The sequence below is a fragment of the Umezawaea sp. Da 62-37 genome (assembly GCF_032460545.1).
GTDB lineage: Bacteria > Actinomycetota > Actinomycetes > Mycobacteriales > Pseudonocardiaceae > Umezawaea.
Genome location: NZ_CP135965.1, coordinates 2,163,416 through 2,181,564, shown reverse-complemented (window position 1 = coordinate 2,181,564; position 18,149 = coordinate 2,163,416). Strand labels below are relative to the sequence as shown.

At 70.8% G+C, this 18,149-nt stretch carries 21 protein-coding genes; 14 read left to right on the top strand and 7 right to left on the bottom strand.

From position 1 onward, the window contains the following. Window positions 1-9: 9 nt before the first annotated feature. Window positions 10-492 (top strand): tetratricopeptide repeat protein, encoded by a 483-nt coding sequence (locus RM788_RS09400; RefSeq protein ID WP_315931180.1) that lies wholly within the window; start codon window positions 10-12, stop codon window positions 490-492. On the opposite strand, the gene RM788_RS09395 is transcribed toward RM788_RS09400, so the two are convergent. Continuing rightward, window positions 460-1,593, bottom strand: a complete 1,134-nt coding sequence (locus tag RM788_RS09395) for an epoxide hydrolase family protein (protein WP_315931179.1) — start codon at window positions 1,591-1,593, stop codon at window positions 460-462. The genes RM788_RS09400 and RM788_RS09395 overlap by 33 nt on opposite strands. 92 nt (window positions 1,594-1,685) lie before the next feature. On the opposite strand from RM788_RS09395, the gene RM788_RS09390 reads away from it, so the two are divergent. Both RM788_RS09390 and RM788_RS09385 read left to right on the top strand, forming a co-directional pair. After that, window positions 1,686-2,141: a MarR family winged helix-turn-helix transcriptional regulator gene (locus RM788_RS09390; RefSeq protein ID WP_315931178.1), complete on the top strand. Its 456-nt coding sequence runs from the start codon at window positions 1,686-1,688 to the stop codon at window positions 2,139-2,141. Window positions 2,142-2,276: 135 nt separating this feature from the next. Then, window positions 2,277-3,128 (top strand): oxygenase MpaB family protein, encoded by an 852-nt coding sequence (locus RM788_RS09385; RefSeq protein WP_315931177.1) that lies wholly within the window; start codon window positions 2,277-2,279, stop codon window positions 3,126-3,128. Here RM788_RS09385 and RM788_RS09380 read toward each other — a convergent pair. After that, complete coding sequence (locus RM788_RS09380) at window positions 3,106-3,555, bottom strand: YybH family protein (protein ID WP_315931176.1); 450 nt, start codon at window positions 3,553-3,555, stop codon at window positions 3,106-3,108. The two genes, RM788_RS09385 and RM788_RS09380, sit on opposite strands and share 23 nt — an antisense overlap. 109 nt (window positions 3,556-3,664) lie before the next feature. Between RM788_RS09380 and RM788_RS09375 the strand changes: the two genes are divergently transcribed. Beyond that, window positions 3,665-4,036 carry a YciI family protein gene (locus tag RM788_RS09375; protein WP_315931175.1) on the top strand — a complete coding sequence of 124 codons (372 nt, stop codon included), beginning with the start codon at window positions 3,665-3,667 and terminating at the stop codon, window positions 4,034-4,036. Continuing rightward, complete coding sequence (locus RM788_RS09370; protein ID WP_315931174.1) at window positions 4,033-5,283, top strand: RNA polymerase sigma factor; 1,251 nt, start codon at window positions 4,033-4,035, stop codon at window positions 5,281-5,283. Before RM788_RS09375 ends, RM788_RS09370 begins: the two co-directional genes overlap by 4 nt. Window positions 5,284-5,305: 22 nt before the next feature. Here RM788_RS09370 and RM788_RS09365 read toward each other — a convergent pair whose 3' ends face one another. Beyond that, complete coding sequence (locus RM788_RS09365) at window positions 5,306-6,787, bottom strand: SLC13 family permease (RefSeq protein ID WP_315931173.1); 1,482 nt, start codon at window positions 6,785-6,787, stop codon at window positions 5,306-5,308. 205 nt (window positions 6,788-6,992) lie between these two features. Here RM788_RS09365 and RM788_RS09360 point away from each other — a divergent pair, with 205 nt between their 5' ends. After that, on the top strand, window positions 6,993-8,249 hold the full coding sequence (locus RM788_RS09360) for a cation:proton antiporter (protein ID WP_315931172.1): 1,257 nt from the start codon (window positions 6,993-6,995) through the stop codon (window positions 8,247-8,249). 87 nt (window positions 8,250-8,336) lie between these two features. Here the strand turns inward: RM788_RS09360 and RM788_RS09355 are convergent, their stop codons facing one another. Further along, a complete protein-coding gene (locus RM788_RS09355) occupies window positions 8,337-8,510 on the bottom strand; it encodes a hypothetical protein (RefSeq protein ID WP_315931171.1) in 174 nt (57 codons plus the stop codon). Window positions 8,511-8,608: 98 nt separating this feature from the next. On the opposite strand from RM788_RS09355, the gene RM788_RS09350 reads away from it, so the two are divergent. The 3 genes from RM788_RS09350 (at window position 8,609) to RM788_RS09340 (ending at window position 11,467) form a co-directional block, all read left to right on the top strand. Next, window positions 8,609-8,929: a hypothetical protein gene (locus RM788_RS09350; RefSeq protein ID WP_315931170.1), complete on the top strand. Its 321-nt coding sequence runs from the start codon at window positions 8,609-8,611 to the stop codon at window positions 8,927-8,929. A gap of 113 nt (window positions 8,930-9,042) precedes the next feature. After that, window positions 9,043-10,980 carry a DUF8729 domain-containing protein gene (locus tag RM788_RS09345; RefSeq protein WP_315931169.1) on the top strand — a complete coding sequence of 646 codons (1,938 nt, stop codon included), beginning with the start codon at window positions 9,043-9,045 and terminating at the stop codon, window positions 10,978-10,980. 208 nt (window positions 10,981-11,188) lie between these two features. Further along, window positions 11,189-11,467, top strand: coding sequence for an early set domain-containing protein (locus RM788_RS09340; RefSeq protein WP_315931168.1), 279 nt, complete (start codon window positions 11,189-11,191; stop codon window positions 11,465-11,467). Window position 11,468: 1 nt separating this feature from the next. Here the strand turns inward: RM788_RS09340 and RM788_RS09335 are convergent, their stop codons facing one another. Beyond that, a complete protein-coding gene (locus tag RM788_RS09335) occupies window positions 11,469-12,020 on the bottom strand; it encodes an STAS domain-containing protein (protein WP_315931167.1) in 552 nt (183 codons plus the stop codon). 155 nt (window positions 12,021-12,175) lie between these two features. Between RM788_RS09335 and RM788_RS09330 the strand changes: the two genes are divergently transcribed. After that, the gene (locus RM788_RS09330; RefSeq protein WP_315931166.1) at window positions 12,176-12,820 is read left to right on the top strand and encodes a MerR family transcriptional regulator; all 645 of its coding nucleotides are present in this window, start codon (window positions 12,176-12,178) and stop codon (window positions 12,818-12,820) included. Here RM788_RS09330 and RM788_RS09325 read toward each other — a convergent pair whose 3' ends face one another. Then, on the bottom strand, window positions 12,821-13,636 hold the full coding sequence (locus tag RM788_RS09325) for a pentapeptide repeat-containing protein (RefSeq protein ID WP_399343272.1): 816 nt from the start codon (window positions 13,634-13,636) through the stop codon (window positions 12,821-12,823). Between the two features lie 273 nt (window positions 13,637-13,909). Here RM788_RS09325 and RM788_RS09320 point away from each other — a divergent pair, with 273 nt between their 5' ends. The 4 genes from RM788_RS09320 to RM788_RS09305 all read left to right on the top strand — a co-directional run bounded on the left by RM788_RS09320 (window position 13,910) and on the right by RM788_RS09305 (window position 17,237). Then, window positions 13,910-15,208: an NAD(P)/FAD-dependent oxidoreductase gene (locus tag RM788_RS09320; protein WP_315931165.1), complete on the top strand. Its 1,299-nt coding sequence runs from the start codon at window positions 13,910-13,912 to the stop codon at window positions 15,206-15,208. A gap of 100 nt (window positions 15,209-15,308) precedes the next feature. Continuing rightward, complete coding sequence (locus RM788_RS09315) at window positions 15,309-15,635, top strand: nuclear transport factor 2 family protein (RefSeq protein ID WP_315931164.1); 327 nt, start codon at window positions 15,309-15,311, stop codon at window positions 15,633-15,635. 2 nt (window positions 15,636-15,637) lie between these two features. Continuing rightward, on the top strand, window positions 15,638-16,426 hold the full coding sequence (locus tag RM788_RS09310; protein WP_315931163.1) for a MerR family transcriptional regulator: 789 nt from the start codon (window positions 15,638-15,640) through the stop codon (window positions 16,424-16,426). A gap of 37 nt (window positions 16,427-16,463) precedes the next feature. Further along, a complete protein-coding gene (locus RM788_RS09305) occupies window positions 16,464-17,237 on the top strand; it encodes a maleylpyruvate isomerase family mycothiol-dependent enzyme (protein WP_315931162.1) in 774 nt (257 codons plus the stop codon). A gap of 4 nt (window positions 17,238-17,241) precedes the next feature. Here the strand turns inward: RM788_RS09305 and RM788_RS09300 are convergent, their stop codons facing one another. Continuing rightward, window positions 17,242-18,144 (bottom strand): ornithine cyclodeaminase family protein, encoded by a 903-nt coding sequence (locus RM788_RS09300; protein WP_315931161.1) that lies wholly within the window; start codon window positions 18,142-18,144, stop codon window positions 17,242-17,244. Window positions 18,145-18,149: the final 5 nt, after the last annotated feature.

Genomic DNA, 18,149 nt, shown 5'->3' with positions numbered 1-18,149 from the left:
ATCCCGGCCATGGACGATGCTGACTGGGGGCGGCGGCTCGCGCTGCTGTGGGACTCGCTGGACGACCGGGCCGAGGACGACTTCCTCGCCGAGATGGCGAAGCTGGTCGCCGAACGGCCCGCCGACGACCCGATCGGCCTGTTCGAGCAGGGTGCCGCGTTCGACTCGACCGGACACCCCGATCTCGCCGTCGAGAAGTACCGCGAAGCGCTGGAACGGGGTGTGCCGGGGCTGCGCCGCCGCCGCGCGGTCATCCAATTGGCCAGTTCGCTGCGCAACCTCGACCAGGCCGACGAGAGCGTCGCGCTGCTCACCGCCGAACTCGACCACGGCCCGGACGAGCTCGACGACGCCGTCCGAGCCTTCCTCGCGCTGGCGCTGACCAGCGTCGGCCGGGAACGGGAGGGCGTCGCGATGGCGCTCACGGCGTTGGCGCCGCACCTCACCCGGTACAACCGCTCATTGGCCAACTACGCTCGCGCGCTTGGCTAGGCCGCGGAAGAACGAGCGCACGTCGCCGACCAGCAGGTCGGGCACCTCCAGCGCGGCGAAGTGGCCGCCCCGGTCGAACTCGGTCCAATGCGCGATCGGGTACGCCCGCTCGGCCAGCCTCCGGACCGGTCGCACGATGTCGTGCGCGAACACGGCGACGCCCACCGGAACGGGACAGGGCAGGGGGACTCCGCGCGATCCGCCCGACTCGAAGTGTAGCCTCGCCGACGAGTTCGCGGTGCCGGTGAGCCAGTAGAGCATCACATTGGTCAACAGCCGGTCGTCGGAGATGAGTCCGGCCGGATCCGCCCAGGCCGCGACCCTGTCGGTGATCCAGGCCAACTGGCCGACCGGCGAGTCGGTGAGCCCGTAGGCCAGGGTCTGCGGGCGGGTCGTCTGCACGACCATGTACCCGGCGGGCGCGGCGAGGTACGCCCTCGTCCCGGCCAGGCGGGCCAGTTCGTCGTCGGAGGGGTCGTCGAGGTCGGCTGACGGCGCTGTCGGCAGGTAGTTGAGGTGCACGCCGACCACGCGGTCCGGTGCCAGCGCGCCGATCGTGCGCGAGATGGTCGAACCCCAGTCACCGCCCTGGGCGCCGTAGCGGGTGTAGCCGAGCCGGTCCATCAGGTCGAGGTAGGCGCGCGCCATCCGGTTCGCGCCCCAGCCCGTCTCGCGGGTGGGACCGGACAGGCCGTAACCGGGCATCGACGGGATGACCAGGTGGAACGCGTCGGCCGGGTCGCCACCGTGGGCGCGGGGGTCGGTGAGTGGACCGATGACGTCGAGGAACTCCACGACGGACCCCGGCCAGCCGTGCAGGAGCAGCAGCGGCAGCGCGTCCGGCTCGGGGGACCGGACGTGCAGGAAGTGCAGGTTCGCGCCGTCGATGGTGGTGGTGAACTGCGGGAACGCGTTGAGCTCCGCCTCCCGCACCCGCCAGTCGTACCGGGTCCGCCAGTGTTCGGCCAGCTCCTTGACCCGTGCCAGCGGCACGCCGTGGTCGGTGCCGGGCACCTCGTCGGGCCAGCGGGTGCGGGTCAGGCGGTCGTGGAGGTCGTCGAGGTCGGCCTGCGGGACGTCGATCCGGTACGGCGTGATCATCGCCTGTCCAATCGTTGGTGAGACTAACGTTGGTCGTGCAAACGATAACGCTCAACCGTTGGTGACGCAAACGATTCGGCTAGGGTGCGGGGATGGACCTGATGGCCGACGAGTCCCCTCCCACCCGACTGCGCACGATGGCGAGCTGGTTGATGACCCAGGTCGCGGTGGGGGCCGACCGCCTGGTGGGGGAACGGCTGGCGACCGCGGACACCCGCCGCCACCACTACCGGGTGCTCGCCGCGCTGGACGAGTTCGGCCCGTCCAGCCAGGCGGCGGTCGCCCGCAACTGCGGGGTGCACAGCAGCGACGTCGTCGCGGTGGTCAACGAACTCGCGGGAAAAGGCCTGGTGGACCGCTCGCCGGACCCGGCGGACCGGCGTCGCAACACCATCACGATCACCGCCGCGGGCGTCGACAAGCTCCGTGAACTGGACGCGCTGCTCGCGGACGTGCAGGACGAACTGCTCGCGTCGCTGTCACCGGAGGAGCGGAGCGAACTGGTGCGCCTGCTCGGCCGGGTTCTGGAGCACCGGAAGCGACCCTGACCGGCCACTCGATCGGGTGAACCGGATCGAGGAGGGGCTTCCGGGGCCGTTTTTTGTCGGTGCCCGTCGCCAGGATCGGAGCCATGAACCTCATCTGTCAGGTGTCAGGTCCGGAGCGGGCGCACCATGGAACACATGGCGCTCCCGGACATGAACTCGTTGCGAACCAGGCTCGCGTCGAACCTGTTCGCCAAGGTGGCGGGCCCGGACGGGCCGGAGAAGCGGGCCAGGGTGCACGACACGCCGGGGCCGCGCTGGTTCGACGAGGACCGGCCGATCCGCCGGGTGCACGGGGACGCGGCGATGTTCGTCGGTGGCCTGCGTGCCCTTCTGCTCCAGTCGCTGCACCCGCTGGCGATGGCGGGCGTGGCCGGTCACTCGGACTACCGGGGCGACCCGTGGGGCAGGCTGCAGCGCACCAGCACCTTCCTGGCCATGACGACGTTCGGCGCGGCGAAGGACGCGCAGCGGTCGGTCGACCAGGTCCGCGGCATCCACCGCCGGGTCCACGGCACGGCCCCCGATGGCACGCCCTACCGCGCGGACGACCCGCGCCTGCTCGGCTGGGTGCACGTCGCCGAGGTGGACAGCTTCCTGCGCTGCCACCAGGTCTACGGCTCGACGGCCCTGTCCCCGGAGGAGTGCGACGGGTACGTGTCCGACACGGCCAGGGTCGCGGAGGCTTTGGGGGTGATCGACCCGCCGCGCACCGTTGCGGACGTGGCGGCCGTGCTGGCCGATTACCGGTCTGAGCTGCGCGGCACGGCCGAGGCTCGGGACGCGGCGCGGTTCCTGGTGCTGCGGCCGCCCCTGCCGCTGGTGGCGCGGCCGCCGTACGCGGTGCTGGCCGCGACCGCGGTGGCCATGCTCCCGGCGTGGGCGCGGCTGCCGTTGCGGCTGCCCTACCTGCCGGTCACCGAGGCCACCGCGGTCCGCGTCGCGGGTCGTGGTCTCGTCGGAGCGCTCAGGTGGACGATGGCGGCGTGAGGTCGGTGGCCGCCCGGAACGACCCGTCCATGTAGAAGGGAGTGGACGTGTGCTCGTGCGAGATGCGCCAGGACCCGTTCTCCTTGCGCAGCCCGGTGGTCATCCGGAACCACAGGGTGAAGCCCTCGGGCGCTCCGTCGGGTGTCGAGGCCATCCGGTTGAGGCCGTGGCAGAAGGCCACGTCCTCGCCCGCGGTGATCTCGAGGTCGGTCACCTTGTAGTACACCGGTCCGTCGAACGTCGAGAACCACTTCTCCCTGCCCTCGACGTCGTGCACCTCCGGACCGACGTGCCGCAGGGGCGGTGCCAGGTCGAACGTCACCGCGTCGGCCGTGTAGCGGGACAGCAGCAGTTCGGCGTCCTTGGCCTCCATGGCGGCCTCGACCCCGGTCACCAGTGCGCGGATCTGCTCGATGTCGTCGTTCATGGTGTGCTCCTCCGCGTTCTCCGGATCGCTTTCACCGGGGACGTCGAAGCCGCGGGCCCGGCTTCGACATGGGGGTGGAAGGTTTTTTCGGAGAATCGCGGAGGCAGTCGTGAAGTACCTGATCCTGATCCACAGCAACCCGAAGTCCAGGGCCGTGTGGGAGACGCTGACCGACGAGCAGCGCCACGCGTTCGGCAAGGGGCACATGGAGCTGTCGGCGGCGCTGGCCGAGTCAGGTGAGCTGGTCGTGTCGGAGGGCTTGGTCGACCCGTCGCTGGCCAAGTGGGTGTCCGTGCGCGACGACAGGACGTTGACCAGCGACGGGCCGTTCGCCGAGGCCAAGGAGCACCTCGCGGGGTTCTACCTGGTCGAGTGCGAGAGCTACGAGCGCGCGGTCGAGATCGCCGCGCGGGCACCGGACGCGTTGTACGGCGCGGTCGAGGTGCGCCCGGTGCTCGACATGAGCACCTGGGATCTGTGACCCCGTCGGTCGAGGACCTGCTGCGGGACCTGGCGCCGCAGGTCCTCGGAGCGCTCGTCCGGCGCTACGGCGGTTTCGACACCTGCGAGGACGCCGCGCAGGAGGCACTGCTGGCGGCCGCGCTGCAATGGCCCGAGGAAGGGCTGCCCGACAACCCGCGCGGCTGGCTGATCACCGTCGCGTCCCGTCGCCGCACCGAACTGTGGCGCACCGACACGGCCCGCAGACGAAGGGAGGAGAACCTCGCGGTCCAGGCACCACCCGCCCCGGAACCGCTACCCGCGGTCGACGACACCCTCGCCCTGTTCCTGCTGTGCTGCCACCCCGCGCTGACCGGGGTCAGCCAGGTGGCGCTGACGCTGCGGGCGGTGGGCGGCCTGGGCACCGGCGAGATCGCACGGGCGTTCCTCGTGCCGGAATCGACGGTGGGCCAGCGGATCAGCCGGGCGAAGCAGCGGATCAGGGCCAGTGGGGCCGAGTTCCGGATGCCACCGCCGGAAGAGTTGCCGGAGCGCGTGGCGACCGTGCTCCGGGTGCTCTACCTGATCTTCACCGAGGGACACACGGCCAGTTCCGGGACGGCGCTGAACCGCGTCGACCTGACCACCGAAGCCATCCGCCTGACCCGACAACTGCACACCCGGCTGCCGGACGACGGCGAGGTGACGGGCCTGCTGGCCCTGATGCTCCTGACCGACGCCCGGCGTCCCGCCAGGACGCTGCCCAACGGCGCCCTGGTCCCGCTCGCCGAACAGGACCGGAGCCGTTGGGACGCCCCGGCCATCACCGAGGGAAAGGAGTTGATCACCACCGCGCTGGCCACCGCCCGCATCGGTCCCTACCAGTTGCAGGCCGCGATCGCCGCCGTCCACGCCGAGGCCGCGACCTCGGAGGACACCGACTGGTACCAGATCCTGGGGCTCTACACGCTGCTGGACTCGATCGCCCCCGGTCCGATGGTCAGCCTCAACCGCGTCGTCGCCCACGCCATGGTCCACGGTCCCCACGCCGCCCTGGGGCAACTGGCCGAGGCCGAACGGGATCCGGCGCTGGCTGGCCACCACCGGGTCCACGCCGTCCGTGCCCACCTGCTCGACCAGGCCGGCGAGCGCGACGCCGCCCGCGAGGCCTACCTGCTGGCCGCCCGCACGACGCTCAGCCTCCCGGAACAGCGCTACTTGGAGGCACGAGCCCGTGCGGTGGCCGACAGCGGCACCGATAGGCCGTCCACGGGCGGACAGGACTGACTGCCTGGTCCGGAGGTTCCCGTCAGCCGAGGTTCGGCACCACGAACAGCAGCCAGATCACGAGAGGAGCCACCGCCACGATGATGCCGCCGTAGATGAGCAACGTCCGGAAGAATGCGTCCCGGTCGACGTCCTTCGCGTTCGCCAGCACCAGCGCGCCGTTGGTGGAGAACGGACTCACGTCGACCACCGTCGCGGACACCGCCACCGCGGCGATCATGCCGACCGGACCGACGGTGCCAAGTGCGAGGAACGGCACGGCCAGCGGGATCAGCGCACCCATCAACCCCACCGAGGAGGCGAACGCCGAGACGATCCCACCGATGTAGCAGAGCAGCAGGGCGGCCAGGATCGGGATGCCGACGCCGGTGACCGCGTTGCCGACGAAGTCGATCGTCCCCATCGCCTGCAGCACCGCGACGTAGGTCAGTACGCCGCAGATCAGCAGGACGGTCGGCCAGGTGATCTCGGCGACGGCCTGGCGACTGTCGGTGGGCCAGATCAGGCTGAGCACGGCGGCGAGCGTGAGCGCGGTGAGGCCGACGTCGAGGTCGAACACGAGCGTGCCGACGACCAGTGCGACCAAGCCGACCAGCGTGGCGGTCCTGGCCGGAGTGAGTGCGACGGCAGGTTCGGGCTCTTCGACCGTTCGTTGCCCGGTTTCGGTTGGCGAGGTCGTGGTCGTCGCGCCGGTGGTTCCCGCATCGGCGGGTTCCGCACTGGCTGGTTCCACGCCGGTGGTGGTTGTGCTGTTGGTGGGCGCGCTGTCCGCCGCCTCGGCGTCGGTCGGCCGGGCTTCGGCCTGCGCGTCGGTTGTTGCCGGGGTGGCCGTCGCCGTGGTGGCCGTTGCTGTGCTGGAGGCTGCCGTCCGGTCGTGGAACGCGGGAATCGCCTGCTGCCGGGCCAGTTTCCGGCCGCCGAGCACGAGGAAGAGGATCACCGCGATGACAGTGTTGACGGCGAGGCTGGCCAGGAACAGGGCGAGCGGGTTGCCGTGGACGTTGTTGCGTTCGACCAGGCCGTTGACGATGGAGCCGTACACGCTGATCGGGGAGAACCCGCCCGCTTGCGCGCCGTGCACGACCATCGCGCCCATCAGCAGCGGGTTGATCCTGTAGCGCGCGGCGAAGCCGAGTGCGATCGGCGCCACGATCGCCACCGCGGCCGGGCTGACCGCGCCGATGGCCGTGAGCACGCCGGTGATGACGAACATGACCCACGGGATCAGCACGATCCGGCCGCCGACCGCCCGGACGGCGGCCGACACCAGCCAGTCCGTCGTGCCGTTGGCCCTGGCCAACGCGAAGAGATAGGTGACACCGACCAGGACGACGAAGATGTCGCCGGGGAACTTGGCGAAGATGCCCTTGGCGTCGAGTCCGCCCGCGAGGGTGCCGACGAGGAACGCGGCCGCGAAGGCCAGCGCTCCCATGTTGGTCGAGCGGGTCGTCGCCAGCACGAAGATCAGTGCCAGTACGACGATCGAGATCACCTGCGCCGTCATCGGACCTCCTCGACGGGCGGGGCGGCACTCGACCACGACGGCTCACTGTCCGTCATCGCCGCCTGACTCCGAGCGAAGTGTTCCACAATGATCAAGAGAGGTCCACACCACCGTCGCAGCTGGGGAACCGTGTCCAAGATGGACGTTTCGCCGACCGTCGAACCGGCTAACCACGCGGGACAACGGACTGTTCTGGAGGGGATTCGTGGCGGACGCGGGACCGATCGTCTTCGCCGCTGCGGGTGTCGCCACCCTCGCGGCTGCCTTGTTGCCGCGGCTGCTGAACAAGGCGCCGGTGTCGATGCCGATGGTGTTCCTGGCGGCGGGAGCGCTGACCTTCGCGGTCATCGATCCGCTGCCCGATCCCGACCCGGTCCGGCACAGCTCGGTCGTGCTCCACCTCACCGAGCTGTGCGTGATCATATCGCTGATGGGCGCCGGTCTCGCGCTGAACAGACCGGTGGGATGGCGGCGCTGGTCCACGACGTGGCGGCTGCTGGGCATCACTATGCCGCTGACGATGGTGGCGGTGGCCGTGCTCGGCTGGTCCGTGCTCGGCTTCGGGGTGGCGGGAGCCGTGCTGCTGGCCGCCGCGCTCGCGCCGACGGACCCGGTGCTCGCGACCGAGGTGCAGGTGGCCGAACCCGCCGACAACACCGACGACCCGGAGGACAGCGACGACGAGGCGCGGTTCGCGCTGACGTCGGAGGCCGGGCTGAACGACGGGCTCGCGTTCCCGTTCACCTACCTGGCCATCGCCCTCGCGACCACCCCCGGCGACTGGCTGCCGCACTGGCTGGCGGTGGACGTGGTGTGGCGGTTGGCCGCGGGCCTGCTGGTGGGCATGGGGACCGGGTGGCTGCTGCGCAAGCTGTTCTTCGCCGCGCCGTCGGAGAAGTTCCGGCTGGCCAAGCACGCCGAGGGGTTCGTGGCGCTGGCCGCGGTGTTCCTCGCCTACGGGGTCGCCGAACTGGCCAACGGCTACGGGTTCGTCGCGGTGTTCGTCTGCGCCTGCACGATCCGCGCCGGTGAGCGATCCCATGGCTACCACCGCGTGCTGCACCAGTACGTGGAGCAGGTCGAACGCCTGCTCACCGTGGTGGTGATCTTCCTGCTCGGCGGCGCGGTCGCGACCGGTCTGTTCGCGGGCATCGGCTGGCGGGAGATCCTGGTGGCACTGTCGATCCTGCTCGTCGTGCGCCCGCTCGCGGGTCTGATCGGACTGGCCAAGGGCCGCACCGGACCGCGGGAACGGGTCGTGGTGTCGTTCTTCGGCGTCCGCGGCGTCGGCTCGGTGTTCTACGTCGCCTATGCCCTGGAGTCCGCGCACTTCCTGGAGGAGGGCTCGATGTGGCGGATCGTCGGGCTGGTCGTGGTCGGTTCGATCGTCATCCACGGCATCACCGCCACCCCGGTCATGCGGTTCCTCGACCGCAAACGGGAAACAGTCGCGTCACCGTGATCGCGTCCGACTCCTCCTGCGGGTACTCCAAGGCCAAGGCATCCGCGTCCTGCTCGACCAGCGCGAGTGACAGGTTGATGCCCGCGCTCACCCCGGCCGAGCTGAAGACGTCGCCGTCCCGCGCCGCACACCGGTCGACGTCCGCACGCCTCGACCGTCCGGCGAGCACAGCACCACCGCGTACCGGTCGGCTTCGCCGAAGACCTCCGCCGGGCCTGCCACGTCGAGCAGCTTGACGTCGTCGAGTACGAGGATGGACAAGTAGCCGGAGCACCTACCAGCGGTTTGAGGTCGACGACGCCGACGAGGCTCGGAGTTTCCTTGTCCCACATGGGATTCCGGCGGAGGGAACCCGTCGTGTGTGGGAGGCGATTGCGCTGCACACCACCCCGGAGACCCTGCACCACGTGGAACCCGAGGTCGCGCTGGTCACCGTCGGGGTGGAGACCGACGTGCTCGGCCATGGCCTGCTGGACCGCATGCTCGTCAACGAGGTGGTGGCCGCCCACCCGCGCCCGGACTTCAAGCGGCGCATCCTGGAAGCGTTTGCCGACGGCGTCGGAGGTCGTCCCGGTACGACGTTCGGCGACGTCAAAGCCGATGTGCTGGAACACTTCCTGCCCGGACTCGTGCGCGGGAACTTCACAAAGGCGGTCCGCGGGGCCGACTGGTCGGAGTGATCGCCCACCCGTCGATCGGCGGGTGACCGTGCGAAGTTCGTCCGATACGTTCGGTTGACGTGCTCCGGCCCACCCTCCGGCCGGGGCAACCCCTGCCGTATCGGAGGTTCTTCATGCTGCGTGGAAAACGCGGACTGCTGGCCGGCGCCTTCCTCGGAGTCCTGCTCGTCTCCGCCGGTGGCGTCACCGGTGTGCAGGCCCAGCCCGCACCCGTGGACTCGGGGCCGAGGTTCATCCGGCTCGCCAACCGCACGTTCGACCCCCTCGCGGCGCAGACCGCGGCGAGCGTCGGCAACGGCTCCTACCTGGTGCAGTTCCACGGGAACCTGACCGATCGACAACGCGCGCGCCTGCGTGCGCTGGGTGCCCGCGTCGGCACCTACGTGCCCGATTTCGCTTACGTGGTGCGGATGAGCGACACGACCCGCAAGCAGGTCGAGCGCTTGTCGTTCGTGCGTGCGACGGTCGACTTCCAGGCCGCGGACAAGGTGGACGCGGCGAACCCCACCGCCGGGCACTACCTCGTCACGCTCGCCGAGCAGGACGTGGAGGACCAGCGGATCGCGGCGGATCGGATCACCGCGCTCGGCGGCCGGGTCGAGCAGGTGTCGGCCAGCGGCCAGCACCTCACCGTGCTGCTCGGCGCCGGCCAGGTCGCCGCCGTCGCCGGGCTGCCCGAGGTGATCGCCGTCGGCGCGGAGTCGGCGCCGGAGACGGACATGGCGATCGCGCGGGAGACCAGTGGTGCCAACGCGATCGAGACCGTGGGCGGGTACACCGGCGCGGGCGTGCGCGGCGAGGTGATGGACGGCGGCCTGCGCGCGACGCACCAGGAGTTCGCCGCCCGGCCGCCGGTGCTGCACGGCCCGAACTCGACGGACACCAGCCACGGCACGTCCACCTACGGCGAGATCTTCGCCTCCGGCGTCAGCGCCGCGCACCGGGGCATGCTGCCCGACGCGCAGGGCATCCTCGCCACCTACACGGGCAAGGACCGCTACGCGCACACCAAGGAGCTGGTCAACCCCAGCGGTCCGTACCGGGCCGTCTTCCAGAGCAACAGCTGGGGCGACGCGCTCACCACGTCGTACACCTCCGTCTCCGCGCAGATGGACAAGATCGTCTTCGACACCGACCTGCTGATCTGCCAGTCGCAGAGCAACGCGGGCACGCGCAGCTCGCGCCCGCAGGCGTGGGCGAAGAACGTGCTGTCGGTGGGCGGGCAGTACCACTTCAACACCGCCGACCGCGCCGACGACAAGTGGAACGGCGGCGGCAGCATCGGCCCCGCCGCCGACGGCCGGATCAAGCCGGACGTCTCCAACTACTACGACCGCATCGACACCACGTCGTCGTCCGGCAACGCCTCCTACACCGCGTCGTTCGGCGGCACGAGCGGCGCGACCCCGATCACCTGCGGCAACGCCGGGCTGCTGTTCCAGATGTGGGCGGACGGCGTGTTCTCCGGCAGTCCCGGCAAGGCGGCCGACGTGTTCGCGTCGCGTCCGCACGCCTCGACGGCCAAGGCGCTGCTCGTCAACACCGCCAACCAGTACGCCTTCACCGGCACCGCGCACGACATGACCCGCACCCACCAGGGCTGGGGGTCGGCCAGCGTCGGCAACCTGCACGCGCGGGCGGAGGCCAACGGCTGGTCGCTGCCGGTGCTGGTCGACGAGACCGACCTGGTGGGCACCGGTGACGTGAAGAGGTACCCGGTGACGAGCGACGGCACCAAGCCGTTGCGCGCCACGCTCGCCTACACCGACCCGGCGGGCACGCCCGGCGCCGCGCTGGCCCGCGTCAACGACCTCACGCTGCGGCTCACCGCGCCCGACGGCACGGTGTACTACGGCAACAACGGTCTCTCGACCGGCGTCTGGTCCACGCCCGGCGGGTCGGCCAACAAGGTCGACAACGTGGAGAACGTGTTCGTGGACCACGCGGCCGCGGGCACCTGGACCGTCGAGGTGATCGCCTCGGAGGTCAACGCGGACGGCCACGTCGAGACGGCGGCGACGGACGCGGACTACGCGCTGGTCGTCAGCTAGGACACCTGGTCATCCTCGTCACGCCAACGGTGCCGTGACGAGGATCCCTCTCCTGACCCCTCGGTGCCCGAGTGCTCCGGCGGCGGCGTGCGCGCGGTGTGATCATCAGCACGGCGGCCCCGGTCCCACGTCCGGGTGAGCCGTGTGGCGGGGGCCGGCGGGCCGGTGCAGGGTGGTCGGTGACTTCGACACGGGAGGAAACCGCTGCATGATCCGCGTCAAACCCTCGGCGGGCGGCCAGGTCAACGTCACCTTCGTGCTGTCCGATCCGCCGCCGGGGCACACCAGCGTCGTGGGGTGCTTCAACGACTGGACGCCGGGACGGCACCGGCTCGTGAAGCGCTCCAACGGCACGTGGTCCACGGCTGTCCGGGTCGACACCGGGGCCACGCTCTGCTTCCGCTACCTCGCCAGTGAAGGCGTCTGGTTCGACGACCGCGACGCCGACCTCGCCCGCGACGACCGCGGCCAGCTCATCTCCGTCTAGTTCAGCCCCGGCGGGCCCCGACCGCGCGCAGTGCGAGCGACGGGCCCGTCGAGGTGGCGGCGAAGTCCATCGACACGCAGGCCGCCAGCGCCAGGAACACCGATTTGTGCAGTTCCCAGCGATCCTCGAGGTCGCATGCCTCGATGACTTTCAGCACCGCCGGTGAGCACACCAATCGCAGTGGCGCACCGGTCGTCAATGCGCTGATCCCGGCCGCCGAGAACGCGGTGACGCCACTCAGGTCGATAACAATGTTGGTTAACCAGATTCGTGCGTCGGCGATCGCGGCGATGAGCGCGCCGACCGATGCCGCGTCCACCTCCCCGTCCACCGTGACGACTCCCGCGTTGGCGGGAGGGGCAGGCCGTGTGATCACGGACAGGTCTTTGAACTGCGCTTTTGGTGTGATGGGCGTGGCTCCGGCGCTGGAGTCCCCGGTTGCGCGTTCTCTGGCCATGTGCGTGCCAACTCGCCTTTCCATCGTGTTGTTCCCGATTGAGACGACCTTCTTCAACCTGAACGCCAGTCCTACTTCTTCAGTGTCGAGAATCACGTGAACAATGCAGACTGTAGCGCCGTGAATAGCGCACGTGAATACCTTCGGGGAATTGTTGCACACGATCGACTGAACGTGATCGGGCGGATAGCGAGACTATCCGTAACTGGAGATACACTGCCCCCGGGCGGGTACGACGAAGGAGGGCCCGGATGCGGATGGCCGAGCTGAGCGCCGAGTCCGGTGTTCCAGTCGCCACGATCAAGTACTACCTGCGCGAAGGGCTCGTTCCCGCCGGGGAGCTGACCAGTCCGAACCAGGCCCAGTACCAGGCGCGGCACCTCCAGCGGCTCAAGCTCGTGCGCGCCCTGCTCGACATCGGCGGTCTGTCCATCGTGGACGCGCGCGAGGTCGTCCGGGCGATCGACGAGAAGGCCGCGACGCACGAACTCCTCGGCGCCGCGCAGCACGGCCTGTTCGTGCGCGGAGAAGAGGTCGACGACGAGGGCCGCGCGTGGGCGATGGGCCACATCGAGAAGATCGCCGAGCAGCGCCAGTGGATGGTCCAAGCCGACGACCTGTACGTGAAATCGCTGGTCAGCCTGCTGTGCACGCTCCGGGACCTCGGTCAGGAGCGGCTGATCGACATCTTCCCGCAGTACGCCGAGAGCGCCGACGCCATCGCGCAGGTCGACCTCGAGGCCATCGGCGACCTGCCGACGCCCGAGGTGATGGTGGAGAGCGCGGTCATCGGCACGGTGCTCGGCGACGCGGTGTTCATCGTGCTGCGCAGGCTCGCCCAGCAGCACGCCTCGCGGAAGATGTTCGGCACGGGCGACGAGGAGCCGTCGGCCTGATCACCAGTGCGACGGCCGGGTGAGCGTCGCGGGGAACTTGGTCCGCGCGTCGCCCTTGGCGGCGTTGAGCTGGACCTGGGTCAGGAAGATGCTCTCGGCGAGGTTCGCGCCGCGCACGTCGGCGTCCCGGAAGTCGGCGCCGATCAGGTCGGCCAGCCGCAGGTCCGCGCCGCGCAGGTCCGCGCCGATCAGGTAGGCGCCGCGCAGGTTCGCCCCGCGCAGGTCGGCGCCCTGGAGCTTGGCGCCGATCAGGTCCGCGCCCCGGCGGATCCGCTTGTTCTTCACCTTGGGCGCGCCCGCGCGGACGAGTTCGCTGGTGCGCAGCAGGAGCGCGTTGACGCCCTCGCGGTGGCCCGGCACGTCCAGCGCGCCGAAGGCGTCCGGTGCGGTGCGGGTCAGGCGCTCGGTCTCGTCCAGCGCGGCCTGGAGGTCGGCGCGGATCGACTTGGCCGCCCGCAGCGCCAACGCCTCGGTCAGGTACCAGAGCAGCTCGTGCAGCTGCCGCATGACGGGGAACACCGCGAACATCGACTTCGCGGTGTCCTTGGACTCGCGCCAGCTCTCGCCGCCGAACGCGACCTGCGAGGTCTTCTGGCCCGCGCCGAAGCAGTCGTAGACCGTGCACCCGGAGAACCCGGCCGGGCGCAGCTTCGCGTGGATGCCGCAGCCGTAGTCCGCGAGCAGGTTCCGGCACGGTTCGCCGATGTCCTTGTCCACCGCGAAGTCCGCCGAAGCCGAGAAGGCCAGCGCCACGCAGCAGAGCCCGAAGCAGTTCGAGCAGTCGGCGCGCAGGTCGGACGGGATGTTCTCGGACAACGGACCTGATCTCCTCCGGAGGCGGGTCCACCAGGGTAGAGGACCGCGTTCGGCCGACCGCGCGGGCGGCAGGCCGGTCCGATCAGAGCGCCGTCTTGAGGGACGCAATCGCCTGGGCGATGGCGGTCCTGGCCGGCGCGGCACGTCGGCCTCAACGCCGTGCTGGCCTGACGTGGGAACGCTGGCCACAACACACCGTGCGCAACTTGAACGTGCACAACGTGTTACGGCTCTCGCTGTGCGGCGATCACGGTTCTGCGACAAGGTGGAGGCATGGCCGAAGCGACTCGTGTAGTGATCGTCGGTGGTGGGTTCGCCGGGTTCCAGGCGGCTCGATCCCTGTCCCGCGCACTGCCGCGCGACGCGCCGGTGGAGATCGTCCTGGTGAACCGCACCGACTACTTCCTCTACCTGCCCCTGCTCCCCGAGGTCGCCGCGGCCGTCGTGGACCCGCGCCGGGTGACCGTGTCGCTGTCCGCGGCGCTGCCGAGGGTCCGGCTGGCGCAGGGCGACGTGAACGGCATCTCGCTCGACGACCGCACGGTGTCCTACACCGATCCTGAGGGCGGCTCCCACGAGCTGCGCTACGACCGGCTCGTCCTGGCGTCGGGCAGCGTGAACAAGCTGCTGCCCATCCCCGGTGTCGCCGAGCACGCCCACGGCTTCCGCGGCGTGGCCGAGGCGCTGTACCTGCGCGACCACGTCATCCGGCAGGTCGAGCTGGCCGCCGCCACCGACAATCCCGAGGAACGCGACGCGCGGTGCACGTTCGTCGTCGTCGGCGCCGGCTACACCGGCACCGAGGTCGCCGCCCAGGGGCCGCTGTTCACCAAGGCGATCGCCAAGCGCCACCGGCAGCTCCGCGACCAGCGCATGCGCTGGATCCTGCTCGACGTGGCCCCCAAGGTCCTGCCCGAACTCGACTCGCGGCTCTCCCGCGCCGCGGACAAGGTGCTGCGCGGCCGCGGGGTCGAGGTGCGGATGGGCGACTCGGTGCGCGAGGCGACCAAGGAAGGCGTGCACCTGAAGTCCGGCGGTTTCGTCGGGACCAGGACGCTGGCCTGGTGCGTCGGCGTCCGCCCCGACCCGCTCACCGAGAGCACGGGCCTGGAGACGAAGAAGGGCAGGCTCGTCGTCGAGCCCAACCTCTCCGTCGCGGGCCGCCCCGAGGTGTTCTGCTGCGGCGACGCCGCCGCCGTCCCCGACCTCACCCGACCGGGCGAGGTCACCGCCATGACCGCCCAGCACGCCGCCCGCCAGGGCACCCTCGCGGGCAAGAACGTCGCCGCCTCGCTCGGCTACGGCGACCGCCTGCGCGACTACAAGCACCACGACCTCGGCTTCGTCGTCGACCTCGGCGGCACGCAGGCCGCCGCGAACCCCTTGCACATCCCCCTTTCCGGCTTCATCGCCAAGATCGTCACCCGCGGCTACCACCTGATGGCCATGCCCGGCAACAGGATCCGCACCGCGGCCGACTGGGCCCTCGACGCCGTCCTCAGCCGCCAGTCCGTCCAACTCGGCCTCGTCCGCTCCAACGCCGTGCCGCTGGAGACGACGAAACCGAGCTGAGTCCGCCATGCGGTCGACTCTGGCGCGGTGCCCTTGACCTTCCCGCTGGGGGAAGGTCGACCATCGCTCGGGTGGGGGCAACCGAGTGGAGGAGTCCGACATGAGCGCACCTGCGGTGGTAACCCGTTACCTCAAGGCCGCCGACGCGGGTGACGCACTGGCCGTCGCCGAGTGCTTCGCCGAGGACGGGACGGTGGTGGACGAAGGCGTGCTGCACCGGGGGCGGGCGGAGATCGTCGGGTGGCGGGAGGAGACCGCGAGCCGGTGGACGTACACGTCGACGGTGACGGGGAGTGAGCCGGTGGGGGAGGGGCGCTTCCGGGTGACGGCGCACCTGGAGGGGGATTTCCCCGGTGGGCAGGTCGACCTGGGGTTCGACTTCACCGTGCACGATGGACTGATCAGCGCGCTGGTGATCGGGGAGTAGGGGTGGCCGTGGCGGTTCTGCTGTCCATCGGGGAGTTCTCCACGATGACCCGGTTGAGCCGGAAGGCCTTGCGGCACTACCACGAGCTGGGGTTGCTGGAGCCCGCGCGGATCGATCCGGTGTCGGGGTACCGCTACTACGACACCGGGCAGGTCAGGGCGGCCCAGCTGATCCGGCGGTTCCGGGACCTGGACATGCCGGTGCCGGAGGTGAAGGCGGTGCTGGAGGCGCCGGACGACTCGGCGCGCGACGAGGTGGTCGCGGCGCACCTGCGGCGGCTGGAGTCCCGGTTGGACCGGACGCGTGACGCGATCTCGGCGTTGCGGGGGCTGCTCTCTCCTGGTGTCGCGCCGATCCGGGTGGAGTTCCGGGAGGTGCCCGCGGTGCGGGCGGCGGCGATCTCCGAAGTGGTCGGGATCGCGGGCGTGGAGCAGTGGTACCGGGACGCTGAGGCCGAGATCGGGGCCGTGGTGGGGGCGGTCGCTTCGGGGCCGCTGCAAGGGATGTACGCGACCGGGCTGTTCAGCGACGACCTGGGCGCGGTCACGCTGTTCGTGCCCGTCGAGGCGGAACTCACGGTGTCCGGGCGGGTGCGGGTGGTGGAGATCCCGGCCGCACGGCTGGCGGTGACCGTGCACGAGGGGACGCACGACCGGGCGGATCGGACGTACGGCGCGTTGGGGACTTACGTGGCCGAGCGCGGGATCGGCGCGGACGGGCCGGTGCGCGAGGTCTACTTGGGCGACCGGATGGAGATCTGCTGGCCGGTGACCTCGGGTTCCCGGCCCTGACCGACTTCCTGTCGGTGCTCGCCCCTATGTTGGGAGCATGGACTTCGACCGACATCGCGCGGAGATCGTCGCGCAGACGGAGTTGTTGGCCGCGGCGATCGAGCGCGCGGACCTGACCGCGCCGGTGCCGTCGTGCCCTGGGTGGAACGTGGGCCAGTTGACGCGCCACCTGGGCGGCGGTCAGCGGTGGTCCGCCGACGTGGTGCGCACGCGGGCCACCGAGCCGCCGCCGGACGACTTCTTCCGCGACCTGTCCCCGTACGCGGACGAGGATCCGATGGTCGTCGGCCCCTGGCTCACGGTGGGCGCGCTCGCGTTGTCCGAAGCGCTGGGCGAGGCGGGGCCGGACGCGGCGATGTGGACACCGCTGCCGGATGGGACACCCCGGTTCTGGGCGCGCCGGTTCGCGCACGAGACGGTCGTGCACCGGGCGGACGCGGTTCTGGCTCTGGGGCAGGAGTTCGTGCTCGCGCCCGAGGTCGCCGTGGACGCGGTGGACGAGTGGATGGAACTGGGCGCGCTGCCGGTGATGCTCGAGATCAAGCCCGAGCAGCGCGAACTGCTGGGGCCGGGGCGGACGATCCACCTGCACGCCACCGATGTCGACGACGCCGAGTGGGTCGTCGACCTGACCGGGGAGGTCATCCGGTGGCGGCGGGCGCACGAGAAGGCCGCGGTGGCCGTTCGTGGGCCGTTGGTGGAGCTGTTGCTGGTGCTCTACGGGCGGCGGTCGGTGGGCAGCGGCACGGTCGAGGTGCTGGGGGATGGCGAGCTGCTGGACTTCTTCCTGAAGCGGGTCGCGTTCGGCTGAGCTGTCAGCCGAGGGCGAGCAGGGCCACGGCGACGTAGAGGTCCTGGAGGGCGATGCCCGAGCTGTCGAACACGGTGACGGCGTCGTCGTCCTGCCTGCCGGGCGCCCGGCCGGTCAGGACGTCGCCCAGGGCGGTGACCGACGCGCCCGCGGCGTGCTGGAACTCGCCGATCGTCGTGGACTGCTCGGGCAGGTCGCAGAACAGCGCGGCCGCGGCGAGCAGGGCGGGCGGGAGTTCCTGCTTGCCGCGCGCGTCCGAGCCCATCGAGGCGAGGTGGGTGCCGGGGCGGACCCAGGCCGCGTCGAACAGCGGTGACCGGGCCGTGGTGGCGGTGACGACGATGTCCGCCGCGCGCACGGCTTCCTCGGCCGGGGTGACGACGGCCTTGAGGCCCTTGGCGGTGAGGTGGTCCACCATGTCCGCGCCGTGGGCGGGGGTGCGGGCCACGACGTGGACGGTGTCGATCGGACGGATCCGGGCCAGGGCCGTGCACTCGTAGCGGGCCTGGTGGCCGGTGCCGAAGACGGTCAGCGTGCTGGAGTCCGCGCGGGCGAGGGTGTCCGCGGCCACGGCGTCGGCCGCCGCGGTGCGGTAGGCGTTGACGGTGCCCGCCTCCACGACCGCGGCGATCCGGCCGGTGTCCTGGTCGATCAGCAGGATGGTGGAGTTGTGCCGGGGGATCGCGGTGTTGTCGGGCCAGTAGCTGCCGATCTTCACGCCCGCCACGTCGTGGGCCGAGGCCGACTTCATGGTGAACCTGTTGTGCGGCAGGGTGCCGTGGGCGGGGAGGGCGGGGAAGACGGTGCTGCGCGGGTCCACGGCGGCGATCAGCGCGGCGCGGACGGCGTCGTAGGCCAGCTGTTCGGTGATGAGGGCGGCGGACTCGGTCTCGGACAGGAAGCGCATGGGGG

What these genes read in the sequence shown, in the direction of transcription:
- RM788_RS09400 (WP_315931180.1), top strand. Translation starts at nt 10, where the DNA reads ATGGACGATGCTGACTGGGGGCGGCGGCTCGCGCTGCTGTGGGACTCG.
- RM788_RS09395 (WP_315931179.1), bottom strand. Translation starts at nt 1,593, where the DNA reads ATGATCACGCCGTACCGGATCGACGTCCCGCAGGCCGACCTCGACGAC.
- RM788_RS09390 (WP_315931178.1), top strand. Translation starts at nt 1,686, where the DNA reads ATGGACCTGATGGCCGACGAGTCCCCTCCCACCCGACTGCGCACGATG.
- RM788_RS09385 (WP_315931177.1), top strand. Translation starts at nt 2,277, where the DNA reads ATGGCGCTCCCGGACATGAACTCGTTGCGAACCAGGCTCGCGTCGAAC.
- RM788_RS09380 (WP_315931176.1), bottom strand. Translation starts at nt 3,555, where the DNA reads ATGAACGACGACATCGAGCAGATCCGCGCACTGGTGACCGGGGTCGAG.
- RM788_RS09365 (WP_315931173.1), bottom strand. Translation starts at nt 6,787, where the DNA reads ATGACGGCGCAGGTGATCTCGATCGTCGTACTGGCACTGATCTTCGTG.
- RM788_RS09345 (WP_315931169.1), top strand. Translation starts at nt 9,043, where the DNA reads ATGCTGCGTGGAAAACGCGGACTGCTGGCCGGCGCCTTCCTCGGAGTC.
- RM788_RS09340 (WP_315931168.1), top strand. Translation starts at nt 11,189, where the DNA reads ATGATCCGCGTCAAACCCTCGGCGGGCGGCCAGGTCAACGTCACCTTC.
- RM788_RS09330 (WP_315931166.1), top strand. Translation starts at nt 12,176, where the DNA reads ATGCGGATGGCCGAGCTGAGCGCCGAGTCCGGTGTTCCAGTCGCCACG.
- RM788_RS09320 (WP_315931165.1), top strand. Translation starts at nt 13,910, where the DNA reads ATGGCCGAAGCGACTCGTGTAGTGATCGTCGGTGGTGGGTTCGCCGGG.
- RM788_RS09315 (WP_315931164.1), top strand. Translation starts at nt 15,309, where the DNA reads ATGAGCGCACCTGCGGTGGTAACCCGTTACCTCAAGGCCGCCGACGCG.
- RM788_RS09305 (WP_315931162.1), top strand. Translation starts at nt 16,464, where the DNA reads ATGGACTTCGACCGACATCGCGCGGAGATCGTCGCGCAGACGGAGTTG.
- RM788_RS09300 (WP_315931161.1), bottom strand. Translation starts at nt 18,144, where the DNA reads ATGCGCTTCCTGTCCGAGACCGAGTCCGCCGCCCTCATCACCGAACAG.